General features: G+C 46.7%; 17 protein-coding genes. 6 read left to right on the top strand and 11 right to left on the bottom strand.

Features of this window, described 5'->3' with window-relative positions:
- The 6 genes from LL912_RS25795 to LL912_RS25770 all read right to left on the bottom strand — a co-directional run.
- Window positions 1–526: porin family protein (locus tag LL912_RS25795; protein WP_235556513.1), on the bottom strand; the 526-nt coding region annotated here is incomplete at its 3' end.
- A gap of 285 nt (window positions 527–811) precedes the next feature.
- Complete coding sequence (locus tag LL912_RS25790) at window positions 812–2,380, bottom strand: M56 family metallopeptidase (RefSeq protein ID WP_235556512.1); 1,569 nt, start codon at window positions 2,378–2,380, stop codon at window positions 812–814.
- On the bottom strand, window positions 2,380–2,769 hold the full coding sequence (locus LL912_RS25785; protein ID WP_235556511.1) for a BlaI/MecI/CopY family transcriptional regulator: 390 nt from the start codon (window positions 2,767–2,769) through the stop codon (window positions 2,380–2,382). Before LL912_RS25785 ends, LL912_RS25790 begins: the two co-directional genes overlap by 1 nt.
- 261 nt (window positions 2,770–3,030) lie before the next feature.
- The gene (mqo, locus tag LL912_RS25780; RefSeq protein WP_235556510.1) at window positions 3,031–4,566 is read right to left on the bottom strand and encodes a malate dehydrogenase (quinone); all 1,536 of its coding nucleotides are present in this window, start codon (window positions 4,564–4,566) and stop codon (window positions 3,031–3,033) included.
- Window positions 4,567–4,752: 186 nt separating this feature from the next.
- On the bottom strand, window positions 4,753–5,997 hold the full coding sequence (locus LL912_RS25775; RefSeq protein WP_235556509.1) for an RNA polymerase sigma factor: 1,245 nt from the start codon (window positions 5,995–5,997) through the stop codon (window positions 4,753–4,755).
- 15 nt (window positions 5,998–6,012) lie between these two features.
- A complete protein-coding gene (locus LL912_RS25770) occupies window positions 6,013–6,354 on the bottom strand; it encodes a YciI family protein (RefSeq protein ID WP_235556508.1) in 342 nt (113 codons plus the stop codon).
- A 257-nt stretch (window positions 6,355–6,611) separates the two neighbouring features.
- On the opposite strand from LL912_RS25770, the gene LL912_RS25765 reads away from it, so the two are divergent.
- Entirely contained in the window at window positions 6,612–7,037 is a 426-nt protein-coding gene (locus tag LL912_RS25765; protein WP_235556507.1) for a hotdog fold thioesterase, read from the top strand.
- Window positions 7,038–7,055: 18 nt separating this feature from the next.
- Here the strand turns inward: LL912_RS25765 and LL912_RS25760 are convergent, their stop codons facing one another.
- The 4 genes from LL912_RS25760 to LL912_RS25745 form a co-directional block, all read right to left on the bottom strand.
- Window positions 7,056–7,526 (bottom strand): hypothetical protein, encoded by a 471-nt coding sequence (locus LL912_RS25760; protein WP_235556506.1) that lies wholly within the window; start codon window positions 7,524–7,526, stop codon window positions 7,056–7,058.
- A 494-nt stretch (window positions 7,527–8,020) separates the two neighbouring features.
- On the bottom strand, window positions 8,021–10,189 hold the full coding sequence (gene pnp, locus LL912_RS25755) for a polyribonucleotide nucleotidyltransferase (protein ID WP_235556505.1): 2,169 nt from the start codon (window positions 10,187–10,189) through the stop codon (window positions 8,021–8,023).
- A 300-nt stretch (window positions 10,190–10,489) separates the two neighbouring features.
- Entirely contained in the window at window positions 10,490–10,759 is a 270-nt protein-coding gene (gene rpsO, locus LL912_RS25750) for a 30S ribosomal protein S15 (protein WP_231007779.1), read from the bottom strand.
- Between the two features lie 235 nt (window positions 10,760–10,994).
- Window positions 10,995–11,336: a hypothetical protein gene (locus tag LL912_RS25745; protein ID WP_235556504.1), complete on the bottom strand. Its 342-nt coding sequence runs from the start codon at window positions 11,334–11,336 to the stop codon at window positions 10,995–10,997.
- Window positions 11,337–11,506: 170 nt separating this feature from the next.
- Here LL912_RS25745 and LL912_RS25740 point away from each other — a divergent pair, with 170 nt between their 5' ends.
- From LL912_RS25740 to miaE, 5 genes are all read left to right on the top strand, one after another.
- Entirely contained in the window at window positions 11,507–11,842 is a 336-nt protein-coding gene (locus LL912_RS25740) for a YciI family protein (RefSeq protein WP_235556503.1), read from the top strand.
- 288 nt (window positions 11,843–12,130) lie between these two features.
- On the top strand, window positions 12,131–12,541 hold the full coding sequence (locus LL912_RS25735) for a DUF6157 family protein (RefSeq protein WP_235556502.1): 411 nt from the start codon (window positions 12,131–12,133) through the stop codon (window positions 12,539–12,541).
- A 301-nt stretch (window positions 12,542–12,842) separates the two neighbouring features.
- The gene (locus LL912_RS25730) at window positions 12,843–15,827 is read left to right on the top strand and encodes a SusC/RagA family TonB-linked outer membrane protein (RefSeq protein WP_235556501.1); all 2,985 of its coding nucleotides are present in this window, start codon (window positions 12,843–12,845) and stop codon (window positions 15,825–15,827) included.
- A gap of 12 nt (window positions 15,828–15,839) precedes the next feature.
- Window positions 15,840–17,405, top strand: a complete 1,566-nt coding sequence (locus LL912_RS25725) for a RagB/SusD family nutrient uptake outer membrane protein (protein ID WP_235556500.1) — start codon at window positions 15,840–15,842, stop codon at window positions 17,403–17,405.
- A gap of 205 nt (window positions 17,406–17,610) precedes the next feature.
- The gene (gene miaE / locus LL912_RS25720; RefSeq protein WP_235556499.1) at window positions 17,611–18,219 is read left to right on the top strand and encodes a tRNA-(ms[2]io[6]A)-hydroxylase; all 609 of its coding nucleotides are present in this window, start codon (window positions 17,611–17,613) and stop codon (window positions 18,217–18,219) included.
- Window positions 18,220–18,241: 22 nt separating this feature from the next.
- Here the strand turns inward: miaE and LL912_RS25715 are convergent, their stop codons facing one another.
- Window positions 18,242–18,670 carry a GNAT family N-acetyltransferase gene (locus LL912_RS25715; protein ID WP_235556498.1) on the bottom strand — a complete coding sequence of 143 codons (429 nt, stop codon included), beginning with the start codon at window positions 18,668–18,670 and terminating at the stop codon, window positions 18,242–18,244.
- Window positions 18,671–18,713: the final 43 nt, after the last annotated feature.

Here is an 18,713-nt window from a genome sequence, read left to right as displayed (position 1 = left end):
CGGAGCTAAAGTCGTTATAGTCATTTGCAAATTCCAGCTTTCCGGATTCGGTTCCAAAGCGGTTGGTCACTCTTTTAAATTTTCCGCCCAGCGCATATGAAAAATAAGGACCGGCCCCAATCAACAGGTTTCCGTTCCCCGCAGCAGGCTTAAAGATAAAATTTACCGGCACTTCGAGGTTATAGGTGTTCAGCCGGGTATAATCACCCGCGTCGGCAGCGGAATAAGCGTCCGCATTAAAATATTCATGTGCATTCTTTTCCAGCCTGGCTCCTTTCATACTGAACAATGCACCCGGCTGGATATAAAATTCATCCGCCACCGGGATGTCAAAGGTGAGCCCTGCATTAAAACCGGGCGTCAGTTTAGCTCCGTCTACTGTTTTTCCGTCTGCATCTTTTATCGTAAGATTGGAAAGGTTAACACCGGCGCGCACCCCTACTTCCACCTGTGCCATAGCAGCACCGGACACCGCGATGGCAGCAGCAAGCAAAAAGGATTTAAGAACAAGTTTACTTCGTTTCATAAATAAAAATTTTATCAAAATAATTACCAGATACAGATCTTAAGACACTAATTATTAAACAATAGCTGCGCCAATATAAGCAGCTTGCAGCTTTTTAAACATTCCTTTGCATTTCGCGGCCTGCAAAGTAAATGTTTTCATAATTTTTTAAAGCACCAAACAAAAAAGATCAACATTACGTTGATCTGTAGTTCCAAAAATTCCGTTTCGGCTCCTGGGTTGCTCCGCACCTTTTCTTTGTGCCTGATATTCTATTGGCTGTGATTGGGATCGCGTCTGTTTTCTTTAGTTTACAGTAGCTCCTTCCACCATGGCTACCGGGGGTATTTTTGCCTGCACAGGAGCCCGGGCATTCCCAGCCCTTTGCACTTCTATGATCCGGATATTTTCTGCCCGTACCGGGGCCAGTGGTTCCAGTGTTTGTACCCGTTTTATCGGCGCCACTCTTTCTTCTACGGGAGCGGAAAGCGGTTCCCCGGCAAACGCTCGTGGCGGTTCCGGATCCCGGGCTGAGATTTCCCTACCCGCAGCAGCGAATATGGCCGAATGTGCCGATGCAGCCGGCGCTTCCTGTGCCGGCGCCATTACCGGTGGCGGTGGCACGGAAGCCTTTTGCGATTCGCTCATTTTAAAATAGAGCGTTGCCATCCGCTGGAGTTTATCTCCGTCGTTTGGAGATCCGGGTTTTGCATTCCCCGATGGTTTCAACGTTGCCTTGTACAATATACGGTAGGTATCTATCTCACCAGTACTCATTCCTTTTTCACCAGCCGGTTGTTTTTCCGGAGCAGGAGGAGCAGGTGGTGGTGGTGGAATTTCTACCCCATATTTTTTTTCAAATGCGGCCTGTTTTTCCGCACTGCTGATATCTGCTCTGACCTTTTTGCCATTTTTATAGGTTAGAACGGCAACAGGCTTTCCATTGGGTGTAAGCACACTGATCTTTTCAATTTCATCCGGTATTTTTTGTACTTCCGCCTTTGGAGGTGGCGGCGGCGGTTCCTGGGTATATACCCGTTCTGCAAATATAAAAACAAGCAGGGCCAGCATCGGTAATATCAATGCTGCTTTAATTCCTGTTCTGAACAGGCGGGGTTCTTGCTGTAACATAAGTAACCTTTTTTTTGTGGTTAAAAAATAGAAACTGCTTGCAAGCGGTATGGATTGATTTACGTAAATACTTTTTAGTAAGAGTTGCTGGTAGGCGGCCCTTTGTTCGGGCTTTCCGCCGGCCGACTGATCCGCAAGGAACTCATGATTGAGACGGATGGCACGACGGTATAATACCATGAACGGGTTGAACCAAATCAGCGCCCCGGTAAATTCTGCCAATACGATGTCCCAGGTATGTTTCTGACGTGCATGTGTAAGTTCATGAACAAGGATCGCCGTATCGATCCGGTTCCGCTCAAAATCTGCCTTATTCAGAAAAATATATTTAAAGAAGGAATGCGGCGTTACGGCCTCCTGTAAAAGCACCAGCCGCGCACCTTCAAAAGCGCGTTGCTCATTCGCGTTTATCTTCTGGCGGATCTGGATTAAATGGATGGTGAAACGTAGCAGCAATACACTACTGATAATACCTATTACCCAATATACAAATGGGGCCATCAATTCCGCAAAAGTTGCCCCTGCGGGAGCGGCCGTTACAGCAACAACAGCTCCTGTATCTGAAGGCAGCACGGCCGGTTTTAGCCGGACCTGTATGATCGAAAGCGGAATCAGAAAAGAAAGCAGCAGGCTGCCCAACAGGTAAAACCGGTTAAATACCAGCATTTTTTCCTTTTGCAGAAAGCAATAATAAAAGACATATAGCAATCCGCTGCAGGCAATGACTTTTAAAAGGTAAAGCATTATTTTTTCTTTTTTTGATCGGATAGAGATTGAATCTGCCCGTCTACAATCTTCTTTAACTCCTCGAGTTGCTCCCGGCTCAGCTTTGCTTCTTTTGTAAAAAAGGAAGCGAATTGCAGCACAGAATCATCAAAATAATTTTTGATCATACTGGTCACATGTTTCGAAAAATAGTCGGCCTTTTTTATTAAAGGATAATATTCCCGGGAATTTCCATACTGGGTATAACCGATCACTCCTTTATCGGTCATGCGCTTTAACAACGTGGCTACCGTTGTGCTGGCGGGTTTGGGATCTGGAAAGGCTTCGATCAGGTCTTTCATAAAGGCCTTTTCTGCTTTCCAGATATATTCCATTAATTGCTCTTCTGATTTTGACAACTTAATCATTCTACAAATATAGATTTTATTCTACAAATGTAGAATAAAAATCAGAACGAACCAATTTTCTTTTATCTCCGTCACTGAAACACTGATCTTTTTCCTTTTTGCCGATGCGGTTACTGCTGCTTATTTCCCGTTGAACCGCCGTCAGGTAAGAGACAAACACATCCCTCTCTTCAGCTCAAAAAGCTTCGGTGGCAATACAGACAGGCGAGCACAAAAAAAGCCTCCGCGCTGCGAAGGCTTATAAGATTGTTATTCCGTATTTTAACCGACGTTTGCTTCTACTGTTATTCCTGCCGGCACTGGCTCTTTCCAATCCAGTTGCAGCAGCTCGCAGGTTTCGGTACGTACCTGGTAGCACAATGCCTCGTTTTCTTCCAGGTTCTGTCCTAAGGAGGGGATCATTGCTTTTAATTTTTCACTCCATTTCCCGTTAAAATGATCGGGAAAACACCGTTCCAGCAATGTTAACATAATGGAAACCGATGTGGAAGCACCGGGAGATGCGCCTAACAGGGCCCCGATGGTGCCGTCTTCGCTGGTTACGATCTCCGTTCCAAATTGTAACGATGCTCCTTTCTCCGCATCTTTATAAATGATCTGCACCCGCTGACCGGCTTCTTCCAGTTTCCAGTCTTCTGCTTTTGCTTCGGGATAAAAGACCCGCAATGCCTCAATGCGATCTTCGAAAGAAAGACTCAACTGCTGGATCAGGTATTTTTCAAGTTCGTAATTTTTGAGCCCCACCCGCATCAGCGAAACTATGTTCCAGTATTTGATGGACTCAAACAGATCCCAATAAGAGCCTTCTTTGAGGAATTTGGTGGAGAAAGTAGCAAAGGGGCCAAACAGGATGGAGGTTTCTTCGCCCATTACGCGGGTATCCAGGTGCGGCACGCTCATAGGTGGTGCACCCACTGAAGCCTGTCCGTATACTTTTGCATTGTGTTTATTTACTACTTCGGGATTGCTGCATACCAGCCACTGCCCGCCAACAGGGAAACCGCCATAGAGTTTGCTTTCGGGAATATCGCTATCCTGCAGCAGGTGCAATGATCCGCCGCCGGCGCCAATGAATACAAACCGGGAGTAGTAGATCATTTTCTCACCGGTAGAAAGATTTTTTACTTTTACTTTCCATCGTCCGTCGTCCTGCCGGATGAGGTCATATACTTCATGCAGCAAGTGCAGTTCCGTATTGCCCCTTGCTACCATATTGTCAATAAAGATCTTGGTTAATGCGCCGTAATCCACATCTGTTCCCAACTCCGTGTAGGTTGTTGCAATTTTCTCCGAACGGTCGCGCCCTTCCACAACCAGTGGTATCCAGTTCTTAATCACTTCCGGGTCTTCCGAATATTCCATCCCCTTAAACAATTTGAATTGTTGCAGGGCTTTATACCGCTTGCGGAGATAATTCACATCATTTTCGCCGCGTACAAAACTCATATGCGGCACTGTACGGATAAAATCTTTCGGATCATTGATCTGCCCGTCCTTAACCAGGTACGACCAAAACTGCTTGGATTGCTCAAACTGTTCAATAATATCCAGCGCTTTTTTGGTTTCAATACTCCCGTCTTCCCTTTCGGGTGTGTAATTCAACTCGCATAAAGCGGCATGACCGGTACCTGCATTGTTCCAGGCATCTGAACTTTCTCCGGCCACCCGGCCCAGGCGTTCAAAAATATGAATGGAATGTCCGGGTTCCAGCTCATTGATAAAAGCACCTAATGTTGCGCTCATGATCCCTGCACCAATCAATACGACGTCGGTCTCTATTTCTTTTCTTTTAGCCACGTTCAGCGATTTTTAGTCCTTAAATGTGGTGCAAAATTAAAAAGAACTGGAGAAAATATGACTTTCGAAAACGTTATACTTTTTATTTTATTTCAGGAAAAAGCCTGGTCCTTTGCAATAACAAACACTCATTTGTTATTTTTTGAAAGTGACGCGGCTTAATAAAAGGAATTTAGAAAACAGCGCTTAAAAAGGCGGGCACCTTTCCTCCAGCTTCCGGAGTACGAGCTGCCGGTCGGCTGTTGTCCGTACATATTCCAGCGCCTGCTGAAGTGCATCATTACGAGCATCACCAGCTCCCATCTTGCAAAGAAGATGGGCCCGGGCCATGTTCCATTCAAAGCCTTTTCCATCTGCCATCAGCGGACGCAGTGTTTCAAGACGATCCAGCAGTTCCTGCGTGGCTGCACCCGCATAACTTTCAGCGATGATCTGGTTGAGCGCGATGACATTCGATCCGGGAACCAGCTGTTCCAGGGCCTGGTACAGCACCGCGATCTGTGGCCAGTTGGTTTCAGAAAAAAAGCGGGCGGTGCAATGAATGGATGCGATCAGCGCCTCAAGATAATACCGGTTTAGTGACCGTTGTTGTTTGTGCAGGTAGTGAAACCCTTCTCTGATCAACACCTCGTTCCACACGCTCCGGTCCTGTTCTTCCAGGGTCATCCATTCACCATCCGGACTAATGCGGGCCGGAAATCGCGCCGCATTAAAGAATTGCAATGCCAGCAATGCCGCAGCCTCCTTGTTTCCCGTATCATGGTCATAAACGATCTTTGTCAGCCGCATGGCTTCAAAACAAAATTCCTTACTGATGCCGCTCGTTCCCCTGGTGGTTTTGTATCCCTCATTAAAAAGAAGGTATAAAACCGTATGTATGGTACTGCGGTGTGCCACGAAACTTTCCACCAGCGGCATTTCAAAAAGCCGGCCGGCATTCCGCAGTACTGCTTTTGCCCGCGTCAACGATTTTTTAACCGCTTCCTTTTGCATCAGCAGGGCTCCGGCAATTTCCACGGTACCAAAGCCACATAATACTGCAAGGGTGATCATGACCCGGCTTTTCTCCGAAAGTTCCGGGTGACAACAGATCAATAATAATCGCAACTGGCTGTCTTGCACAAACACATCCGGCAACGCCGGATCCGCCATCACATATTCCTGCGTGCTGATTAATTGATGATCGGAGCACTGTTTTTTATCACGGTTGATCCGGTTAATCGCATTGTTCCGGGCCACGGTCATGAGCCAGGCGGCGGGGTTATCAGGGATACCCGAAAACCGCCACCGCCTCAGCGCTGCTTCAAAAGCATCCTGCACCGCATCCAGTACCGTATCCAGGTGTGCGGCACCAAACCGGTTCACCAATACAGCGGTTATGATTCCGGATTGTTCCCTGAAGAGCCGGTCGGCCAATGTATGTGTAACCATGTATTCCGGCATACGCTATACCTCCAGCTGCATGATTTCGCGTACTTCAATCGTATTACCCCGCTTTACATCCGGACATCCTTTCACAATTTCGATAACCGCTTCCAGGGAATCTGCTTTCAAAAAATAAATGCCGCTTACGCATTCTTTACTTTCAATGTACGGACCGTCTGTAACGATATTATTTTTAATAACCGCACCGCTGGCCTCGAGGGGATTTGCATCCTTATAATGCCCTTTTTCCGTCAGCTCCTGCACCCAGGCAATATGCTCATTAATGCAATCCTGCATTTCCTGGGAACTCATGTCAGTACCGTAGTCCGGATTTTCACGGATGAGCAATAAAAACTCCTTCATAATGTTGTTTTTTTGAAGTTAATAAAATTATTGACATTGTATTGACAAATAAGCATGCGGAACGGGGACATGTGGATGGCATTTTTTTTGACAAGAGCGGTATTGCCACGAAGACCCAAGACACCGAGAAACACAAAGAACGATCAACCGCCGCGCCCGCCGCCCCATTGCGTCATCGGTGAAACCGTTGACCCTTTGCGTGCAACCGCCGATCCTTTGTAGAAAATAAGAATTCTTTATATTTAACAAAAAAGACAATGATCTGGAACAAACCTGTTGACCTGGAACAACTGAACCATACCCCCGAATACCTGGGCACCTACCTGGATATCCGGTTTACGGAAGTAACGGATCATACACTTACAGCCACCATGCCGGTCACACCCAAAGTGCACCAGCCCTATGGCATTCTTCATGGCGGGGCTTCGGTTGCGCTGGCGGAAACAGTGGGTTCTTATGCCAGCAGCCTGGTAGTAGACACCCATCAGTTTATGGTAGTAGGCATGGAAGTAAATGCCAATCACCTGAAACCGGTAGCTTCCGGTATGCTGCGGGCGGTTTGCAGTCCGCTCCACTTGGGTAACAAAACCCATGTGTGGGATATCCGTATTTATAATGAAGCCGGCCAACTTACCTGTGTGAGCCGGCTAACCGTTGCGGTTATTGAAAAACGGGGGTTTTAGTCAGATTAAAGAACGGGATCAGTTTCGTTTAAATTTATAGGTGACCGTATTAAAGTTGTTAGTGACTATCGCCCTGAACCGGTCGGTGTTGGTAAAATTGAGATCATCAAAATTTTCGGCAAGTATTTGCAGATCCTCCACATTTGTTGCTGAAAGCAACAGGCTGTGTTTTTGCTCCGAACTTTGTTGCCCGTCACTATTAGTTACGGTAACGGTATACTTTTTAAGCCTCCAGGTGCCCGCGTACCTTGCCCCGGATTGCCGGGCATAGAAAAAAGAACCATCGCTTTCAAACTGAAAAGTCCCTTCCGAGTATACGGCCTTCGAACTGCCGAATCCTGCCTTGTCGATATCATACAGGTACCACTGCCCGATGATCCGCTTTTCATATGACTTAAAAAAATCTTTACTGCAGCCTGCAGTTATACACAAAAAGAATAAGGGCAGCATTCCATTGAATAAGGAAACCCGATGTTTTGCAATAGACATATCCGGTGATTTTGGTCTTCTAAAATTAACCTACCTTTTATTCATAAAAAGCAGCCCGCATTCTTTTAACAAAGATTTCAGCATAAAAAGTCTCCGCCCCGGCCAAAGTTTGCCAGCTATAGATTATATCGTTTCCTTACACCAACAGATTCGCACCGGCTTTAATCGTACTCAAAAAATATTGCGCCAAAGGCGCAACCAGCGCCTGCACGGAAAAGGCGGGTATTTGCGGCCTTGAATGGATTGAAAAAATGGGGTACTGTTGTTTAAGCAGGAGCCGCAGATGCGCTGATTATAAGAGGCGCCTAATCTGGGGATAGCAGTCTTAATTACATTCATCCCATCCGTTTCTTTACAGTTACAGCCCGGTGTCACCACTATATATAATTAAAGGCAGGGAAAAACGATCGTTTAACGGGGGGCCGTTGAAATGTCCCTGCCCAAAAAAAGACCTTCGCTTCGCGAAGGTCTTCTAAGATCATTTTCTTTATTGTTTAATTGTTCTCAGGAGCAGGACCCTCTTTCTTTTCAGGACGAGGGATCAGCGCCTTGCGCGACAATTTGAACTTTCCTGATTTAGGATCGGTTCCGATCAGTTTTACCTTCATGGAATCGCCTTCTTTAACCACGCCTTCCAGTGTTTCCAGGCGTTTCCAGCTGATTTCACTGATATGCACCAACCCTTGTTTACCCGGCAGGAATTCTACAAACGCACCAAACTCTTTGATACCTTTTACTACGGCATCATAGGTTTCGCCTACCACCGGCACGGCAACGATGCCCTTAATCCAGTTCTCCGCTTTTTCAACCGCAGCTTTCTCTACACCAAAGATGCTGATCTCACCGCGATTGTTCACTTCTTCGATATTGATGGTAGTACCGGTTTCCCGCTGCATTTCCTGGATCACTTTACCACCAGGCCCGATCACGGCTCCGATAAATTCTTTATCGATAAACATTTTCACCACCCGTGGTGCATGTGATTTCACTTCTTCACGTGCTTCGGGAATGGCGGCATACATCGCTTCCAGGATGTGCAAACGGCCAGCCTTGGCTTGTTCCAGGGCCTGTTTCATTACTTCCATTGGTAAGCCGTCTACCTTAATATCCATCTGCACACCGCAGATCCCATCACGGGTGCCGGTTACTTTAAAGTCCATATCGCCCAGGTGATCTTCATCACCCAGGATATCACTTAAGATAGCAAACTTGTCTTCTTTGGTAATCAATCCCATAGCAATACCAGACACATGTTTTGGCAGAGGTACGCCGGCGTCCATCAGTGCCAGAGAACCGGCACAAACCGTAGCCATGGAACTGGAGCCGTTCGATTCGAGGATATCACTTACTACCCGAACAGTGTATCCAAAATCCTCACCGTCTTTTGGCATCATTTGCTTCAAAGAACGCATGGCCAGGTTTCCGTGTCCTACTTCACGACGACCCGGGCCGCGCATCATTTTCACTTCACCGGTTGAGAACGGAGGGAAATTATAGTGCAGGATAAATTTAGAATACATGGATTTAGCGGCAGATTCAATCAGCAGTTCATCTAAAGCAGTACCCAGGGTTACAGTTGTAAGCGATTGAGTTTCACCGCGAGTAAACAATGCAGAACCGTGCGGAGAAGGCAGTACATCTACCTCCATGTCCAGCGGGCGGATCTCTGTGAGCGCCCGGCCGTCCAGTCGTACGCGTTCATCGAGAATCATATCCCGTACCACGTCGTACTGCAGGTCATGATAATACCCTTTGGCCATCTTCTTTTGCTCGTCAGTAAACGGTGCTTCTTCAGTACCGGCCTCCCCGAGACTTTTCAACAGCTCTTCCTGGATCGCGTCAAACTGGTCTGTACGCGCATGCTTGCTCAGCTTACCCTTTGCAACAGCATATACTTTATCTTTTGCAAAACTGTACACTTTCTCACGAAGCGCCTCATCCTGAGCAGGTTTGGTATAATCCCGCTTACCAGTCACTCCTTTTAAAGCACGCAGTTCTTCCTGGGCCTTGATCTGGATCCGGATGGCGTCATGTGCTACACCTAAGGCCGCCACCAGGTCATCTTCACTGCATTCTTCAGACTCACCTTCCACCATCATCAGGTTCTTTTCGGTAGCAGCGATGATAAAGTCCATATCGGATTGTTCCATTTCAGAACGGGTCGGGTTGATCTTGAACTGACCATTTACGCGCCCTACACGTACTTCGCTGATGATTTCTTTAATAGGCACGTCGGAAACCGCCAGCGCAGCAGAAGCCGCCAAACAGGCCAGTGCATCCGGCATAATTTCAGGGTCGCTGCTCACCAGGGTTACCAGTACCTGCACATCGCAGAGATAATCATCGGGGAACAGGGGGCGCAGTGCCCGGTCAATCAGACGCGACACCAATACTTCGTAATCGCTCAAACGCCCTTCTCTTTTGAAGAATGAACCAGGGATACGTCCGGCAGAAGCAAATTTTTCCTGGTAATCTACTGTTAACGGGAAAAAACTTTGCCCCTCTTTAGGCTCCTTATTGGCCACTACGGTAGCCAGGAGGATGCATTTACCCATGGTTACGGTTACCGAACCATCGGCCTGGCGGGCGAGGCGACCGGTTTCGAGGGTCACTTCCCTGCCATCTCCTATATCAAATACCTTTCTTATAGGTTGTTGTAACATAAAATAATTTTGAAATTGTAATTAACTAATGAACCCGGCAGCAGCGCTTCTATCAGCCTTCTTGCCACGCTCGCTTGTGCTTCCGGTACAGAGCCGGGCACTTATATGGGTCCGTTGTGTTGTCCTGTACTAGGACTGTGATTTTCTAATTTGGCAATTGACCGCTTGTTTCAAACGGCTTTGGGATAAAAAAAGTTATTCCCAACATCCGCCGGATATTGGGAATAGATATTATAATAGCATTGATTGTTGCAATCAAAAACCGGATAAAACATTCACCAATACCCTTTGGGTGGCGAATTATTTTCTCAGACCCAGTTTTTCGATTAATGCACGGTAGCCTGCCAGGTTGTGTTTCTGCAGGTAAGTCAGCAAACGCTTACGTTTACCAACCAGTTGCATCAATCCGCGGTGGGTGGAGAAATCTTTTTTGTTTTCTTTTAAATGGGCACTGATCTGTGCAATACGCTCAGTCACTTGAGCAACCTGTCCTTCAATAGAACCGGTGTTAGTAGCTTTACCGCCAAATTCGGTAAAAATTGCTGCGTTTCTTTCTTTTGTAATTGGCATCTTTAAACTTTTAAAGGATCATCCGATTTTTTTCTATTCAATATTTCGGCTGCAAAGGTAATGCATAAAGCGGAAATCACCAATAAAATATTAACTATCGTTTGGGGAACGCTTCTATCCTCTAATTAATTGATCTTAATCGCTTTGTACAAATACAAAAGCCCGGTACCGCGCACGCCGGAAAGCAGCATAATCCGGAAGATCTTTACATCAAACAAGGATTACCCGGCAGCCCTCATTGTCCGGAGGACTCCTTTTTAAGTACTTCCCCGTTTTCGCCTTTTAATTCCGTTCCGGAAACAATTTCAAAGGTATAACGGGTTTCAGAACCATCATCCTCGTACTTTAGTTTTTTTCCTCTAATCTTATAGTATCCGCTCCATACGATGTCTCCGCTTCCACGATAAAAGAATGCACGGCCATCCGGTCTTAGTTCAATATGCATGGGCCCCGAATATTCGCCATATCCACCGCCGTTTATCTGCCTAAAGACGATGTTCTCGTTTACTTCCAGTTTTTTTGAACAACTCAAAAACAAAATAATACCGATCAGGGCAAGGCAGCTCCTTTTTATCATACTCAGTCATTTGCTAGTATAACGGTCCTGTTTTGTACAGCGCAACATGCCTGGTGAAGAAATCTGTTGCAACTTTAAAGCACCTGTTTTTCTGCGGATGCGCGGTTTGTCCTATTTTGCAGGAAAATCACCCCACCTGTTTTTATACCATTCAATAATCGCTCTTTAAAATGAAAAAATTCATCGCCTTATTCCGGGAACCCGACGGAAGAGCAGATCAACACACAGAAAACGCCATAAAAGCACACCGGGAAAACTGGGCTGCGTGGATGAAACGCTGGCAGCAGCAGATCAACGGAGGCAGTGGGCTCACCCTGGACGGCCGGATGTTAAAAGCCCCGCAGGCTGAAGTAATCCATGATGTTTATAAAAACGGAACAGAAATTGTTGGCGGCTTTTTATTGATCACAGCAACAGACCTGGATGCAGCAGCGGCAATGATGCAATCCTGCCCCATTTTTGAATTTGGAGGCTATATAGAAATCCGGGAATTGCAGCAGCAGTAAGATCAATCCTCAATTTTTACGTTTAAGAAACAATGTGCCGTGCTGACCTCCACTACTGAGCGGTTTCCAGGCCCAGGACAGGAAACTGCCCAAACGGCCTGTTACGTAGTCATTGATCAACGGGAGCAATACCATTCCCCGGGAATAGCAAGACTTTTGACAGCGGCTCCTGAACATTGCATAATTATATATAGAAGAAGGCATCCCAATAAAACGCACCACCGGTTTATATACTGCTGACATATAGCTGTCAGCTTTCACTTTTATTTTTACAAAAAACATTCAGCAATGAACCAGCATACCACTAATTACACCAATGCCTTTATACAGGTAGCAGACGATTGCCCCGCCGGTTCCGGTGAAGTGCCCCCGGTAAAAGGACAGCCAACAGCAGCCAACATCCAGTTTGAGATGATCCGGAAAAACCCTTACCGGTTCACATCGGACGATGTAATCTTTGAAGTATATGCCAGAAAAAATGATCTGACAAAAGCCGGGTATCAGGCAGCACGCACCGCATTCTTTTCAAAAGGGCAACCCTGTTTGAGGGCTTCTCCCCTTACAAAACGGTATGGATGGGGGGTGCACAGCAATGCGGAGGGTAAGATCGCCATTTACGGGGTTGAAACAAAAGAGTATGCGCAGTTCCTAAAAGACAAATCTCTCAAGCTCGTTAAGGCTATGCGCGCTTCAAGATAACACAGACACACGGTTCCTGTTTATTACAACGCTTAAACAGCATGGTGAAAAATGCCCCGGCGAACGATTTAGCCTTTCCTGCCTGCAAACCAAATGGAACGTTTCCGTTCCTCCGGCATTTTTTTTGCTAAAAAAGAAATCGATGCGTTTTTTTAAACCCGATACAATAAATTAACCTGTTTTATATTTTTTTATTCCAATCCTTTTACATAGTTTTAATAAATATCGTGTATCAAGTACATGATGAAATATATGAGGAATTCTAAACTCTAAATCGGTAACGAATTAACAAGGAATGCGTATGAAAATCAACTCGCTTGCACAAAGCCTGATGGCTTTTGTCTTTTTGCTTGCCTCCATCGCAGCAGTGGCCCAGACAAAATCCATACAGGGAAAAGTAACAGACGAAAAAAACCAGCCTGTGGCTGGGGCCACTATTGAAATTAAAGGCAGTCAGGTAGCCACGCTCTCAAAAGACGATGGCAGTTTTATCCTGAATGCACCGGCAGATGCCAAAACGTTGCAGGTTTCTTTTATTGGGTATGACACACAGGAGGTAGCCATTACCGGAACCGACGTATCCGTCAGTCTGAAGCCTTCGCAACAGGCCCTGGACGAGGTTGTGGTGATCGGTTATGGCACGGCCCGTAAAAAAGACCTTACGGGATCTATGGTAACCATCAGTGAAAAAAACTTCAACAAAGGCGTGATGACCAACCCCGATCAGCTGATCCAGGGGAAAACGCCCGGTGTAATGGTCATTAACAACACCGGGCAACCGGGAGGCGCTACTACGGTAAGGATCCGTGGTAATTCGTCCATACGTGCCAGTAACAACCCATTATTTGTACTGGATGGAATTCCTTTATCCGGCAATACAGCGCTGCCTCCGGGTAGAGGGGGCTTTTCTTCAGACCGGGGAAACCCTTTAAACTATCTCAATCCCAGTGATATTGCCAGTATGGATATTTTAAAGGATGCATCGGCAACTGCAATCTATGGGTCGCGGGGTGCCAACGGTGTTGTACTGATCAATACAAAAAAAGGAAAGGTTGGTCAGCCGGTGATCTCCATCATTGCGTCCACCGGTATTTCCAGTTTACGAAAACAGCCGGAAGTGCTGGACGCCGGAAAATTCAGGGAAGCGCTGAAGTACTATACGCCAAACGAAGCCGCCAACTCCGACTTTGGAAGCAACGTGAATGCGTTTAAAGAAATTACAAGGGTTGCGTCTACACAGAACTACTATGCAGATATCACCGGCGGTACCGAACATGGGAAATACCGGCTCTCCGGCGGTTATCTCAATCAGCAGGGCATTATTGTAGGATCTCAAATGAAAAAATATACTGCCAATTTCAGCGGCAACTTCAGGTTCCTGGAAAACCGGAGACTCGGCCTGGACTTTGGAATGTTTGTAACACAAACTGATCAGCAATTTGCACCGATTGACGTAGGTGTAGGTGCAGAGGGCAATATTATTTCACAGGCATTGCAATGGAATCCTACCCAGCCGTTCAGAGACCAGAACGGCGACTATACCTTCGTAAGTGGTAACCAAAGAAACCCGCTGGCCAGCCTCGCAGCTTATAAGGACCTGGGAACGAACAACACCATCCTGGCCATGATCGCTCCCTCCTATAAAATAACTGATAACCTCGAGTATAAATTTGTTTACAGCGTAACCCGGCTTACAGGAGATCGCAATGCAATGGTACGGGGAAAGATCATTAACCCCACGGCAGCAAATGACCAGGAACAGGCATTCCTGGGAAAATATTCCGAGACTGATCAGCAGATGACGCACACCCTGTCCTATAACAAGAATGTTTCTTCAGACTTTAATATTAATGCAGTGGCCGGCTATGAATACCTGGATTATGATTACAGACAAAGCATGATGTATGGAAACGGGTTTACCTACCTCGGGCTGGATTATTTTGATTATCTGCAATATTCAACTATCAATACCAGGGAGGTTACGTCGTACAGAAGTCCTACGAATCAATTGCAGTCCCTGTTCCTGAGAGGCGCGTTCAACTATCTCGACCGGTATCTGTTAACAGCCACGGTACGTCGGGACGGTTCCACAAAATTTGGCACCAATAATAAATATGCCATATTCCCGTCTGTTGCCTTTGCCTGGAATATCAACGAGGAAGGCTTTCTTAAAGGCAACAGCAATATTAACCAGCTAAAGTTACGCCTGGGATGGGGAAAAACCGGCAACCAGGAGTTTCCTTCGGGAGCATCAAAAGACCGTCTTGTTTTTGCCAGCCAAAGCATCAGCCAGGCAAACTATGGCAATCCCGATTTAAAGTGGGAGACTTCCGCAACAATCAATGCTGGTATCGACTTTGCACTTTTCAACAACCGCATTTTCGGATCGGTTGACTACTTCAATAAGAAAACCACGGATGCATTGTTTGAGCAAACCCTGGCACAACCTGCACCGGCCGGCCGTATCTGGGTAAATCTGGATGGGGAAATCGTAAACAAAGGGGTCGAGATTTCGCTAACCGGCAATATTATCCGTAAAAATGGCTGGAACTGGGATCTGACTGGGAATGCCACATTCCTTAAAAATAGCGTGAGCGGTTTAGTAGGCTACTATGAAACCGGGGCCTTAAGAGGCCAGGGTTTTTCCGGTGTTTTAGGTCAACGAATGGTGAACGGGCAACCGCTTAATGTATGGTACCTTGCAGAGTTTGCTGGAATCGACCCAAACACAGGCATGAGCATGTATCGCGGTCTTGACGGCAGCATCAGTTCGGATAACGACCCTTCCGTGAATAAATTTTATGCAGCCAGCCCCAACCCCACTACACTCCTGGGAATCTCCACCAATCTTACTTATAAGAAGTTTACATTCGGAGCCAATATGAACGGGGCTATGGGACACTACTTATTTAATAATACCGCAGCTACATCCTTAGGGATCAGCAATCTTTCCACAAGAAATATCGGAACCAGTTTCTTTAATACCAGTGTTAAAGAATCCACTTCCAATTCCGCTTCCCCCTCCACCCGCTATCTGGAAAAGGGCAACTATCTCAAAATGGCCAATTTAACATTGAGTTACAAGCTAGGGGATATCGGCAATACATTAAAGAACTTCAACATTTCGCTTACCGGCCAGAACCTGTTTATCCTTACCAAATACACGGGATTTGACCCGGAAGTCAATACCGATGGATCTACCAACGGAATTCCATCACTGGGCATCGAATACCTGCCCTACCCCCCGGCTAAGACCATTCTTCTTGGAATAAACTTTTCGCTCTAAATAATGAATCTTATGAAATCGATATACACATTTTACTTATTATGCGCCGGTGCGATACTTTTTTCAGCGGCTTCCTGTACCAAACTTAATGAAGAGTTCAGAGGCGAGCTGGAAGAAGGCACCTCAAATGTGAGCGCCGACGGGCTTTTGATTACCGCCTATTCATCGCTGCTGGTGCCCTATCAGCAGGATCAGCGCTGGGTATTGCAGGAAATATCAACGGATGCCGCCATAGCCCCTACACGCGGTGGCGACTGGGATGATAACGGTATTTACCGGGCTATACACCAGCACCGCTGGAACGCCGATAATGGTTTTATGAATAGCACCTTCGTAAGCCTGGGCACTACAGTTTACAATGCTACGAATGTCTTGCGCTTTAATCCGAGTAAACAACAAGAAGCAGAAGCACGTTTTTTACGCGCACTGGCCATGTTTGATATGATCGACCTCTACGGGGTTGTAACCATCCGGGAAGGCGAAGCACTCGATGATTTCAGAATTGCGCCCAAAGTGCTGCAGGCCGGCGAAGGGCTCGATTATATCATTAAGGAACTGAATGAAATCCTGCCTGCACTTCCCAATGGACAGCTGACGGCTGCCTATGTAGCCAGCAAGGATGCAGCGCGGGCATTGTTAATGAAAGTATACCTGAATAAGGGAGCCTTTTTGAACCGGCAATCACCTTCCTTTGATGCAGCAGATATGAACCAGGTAATAACCCTGGCCAAAGCCATCACAAACACAGGTACGTACAAGGTTTCCGAAGCAGGAAAATACTTCGACAACTTTGCCCCGGATAACGACGTAAAGTCCACCGAAAATATTTTCACACTATACAATCAAAACGGGAAAAGAGGCGGATCAGTAGACCGCACCTGGAATACGATTGCGCATTACAACATGACGCCTGGTGGCTGGAATGGCTGGTGTACCCTTTCTGATTATTACGACAAATTCGCCGCCTCCGACGAAAGAAGAGGCATCTATTACAAATATCCGGCAGATACGATGAGCAACCCGGGCAAGCGTCAGAATGTAGGATTTTATATCGGACAAATGTACAATCTCACAACCGACAAGCCCCTGATGGCAAGAAACCCTGCCAACACACCATTGGTGTTTACCAGGGCTGTAACGATCCGTACTTCAGGCGCCACCCTGGAAACAGCCGGCATCCGTCCTATGAAATATGCCTATGATTATTCAAGCTCCGGGCAAAAAAATAACGACTGGGTGGTGTTTCGTTATTCGGATGTATTGCTAATGCAGGCAGAAGCTGTTCTAAGAGGCGGCACCGGCAGCACTGCCGGGGAAGTGCTGGCCCTGATCAATAAGATCCGCGGCAACCGGGGTATTGGTGCATTGGGTTCGCTGACGCTCGATAATGTACTGGATGAACGCGCACGCGAACTGTACTGGGAAGGATGGCGCCGGCAAGACCTCATCCGCTTCGGGAAATTCCTGCAACCTTTCCAGGAAAAACCCGGGACCTCAGATCCCAAATATCTTGTTTTCGCTATTCCCAGTCAGCAGATTGCTGTAAACCCCAACTTAAAGCAAAATCCGGGCTACTGATAACAACTCCGGATATACAATTTTCAAAGTCTCCAACCGGGGACTTTTTTTTATGCCCGCAACTGAACCGCTGTACCCAACTATCGACATGGACAAAGCAACCGCCGAAAGCCACGCTTTTATATTTTAAACTTTACAAAAAAACCAATGGCCGCCCTGTCTTCGTCCGGTCGTTCTGGATATAATTTCTTTAATTTCGCTGCATATGGAACTTTCACAGGACACAAAAAACATTTTAGGCTTACAACTGCCCACGGATCCGCGCTGGGTGAACCTTGCGGAAATCTCATTGGAAGCGATTCTGACCGATCATGCCTATTGTGAGCAGAAAGCAGCTACCAGCTGTATCTCACTCATTCAGCGCTACAGCGATAAAGAGCAACTGGTAAAGGCGCTCGCCCCTATCGTTACCGAAGAATGGGGCCATTTCCGCCTGGTATTGCAGGAACTTGAAAAAAGAGGATTGAAATTAGGGCGCCAGCGAAAGGATGCATATGTAAATGCATTATTACAATTCCAGGCAAAGGGCGCAAGTCCGGATGAGTTTTTTCTCGACAAATTGCTGACCATGGCCATGATCGAAGCCCGGAGTTGTGAACGGTTCAAGCGGCTCAGCGAAGGATTGAACGATGCCTATATGAGCAAGTTTTACCGGCGCTTTATGGAAAGCGAAGCCGGTCATTACACCCTCTTTATCGAGTTGGCCGAAACCTATCTTCCGAAAGAAAAGGTGCGGAAGCGCTGGGCCCAATGGCTGGCCCATGAAGCAGTGATCATGCAGGAAATGGAACTGCGTGGAGACCGGATTCACTAATGAATTTCCGGAAGCCACCTCTTTACAGCCTGATCCGCATATGATGATGCGGCACGCCTACTTCCACAAAGGGCTCATCATAAATTTCAAACCCGTTTTTTATATAAAAGGGAATCGCCCTGTCCTGTGCATGACACACAACCTCCAAGAATTGTTGCGTCCTTGCAAAGGCAAGTAATGCTCCTATCAGCAACCGCCCCGTTCCTTTTGACTGGCAGGCCGTTTCGACAGCCATTTGCTTTAGCTGGGCCTGCCCTTTGTTAAGCGGTACGAGGATCACACATCCGATTACGTTATCTGCTTCAACGGCCACAAAATGCCAGGCCCTATGATCGTCCATTTCCCAACCATGATCCGGCAAACCGATCGGCCGCAACAGGATACGGTTCCTCAGGTCCTGCTCCTGTTTATAAAGCGGGTGGCTCATTTCTATTTGCTCAATTCCGATCATGCGCTGTTTTTTTTAATATCAAAAATAAAAAAAACGAGCCGCC

Source organism: Niabella agricola, from assembly GCF_021538615.1.
Lineage (GTDB): Bacteria > Bacteroidota > Bacteroidia > Chitinophagales > Chitinophagaceae > Niabella > Niabella agricola.
This window is presented reverse-complemented; position numbering and strand designations above follow the sequence as displayed.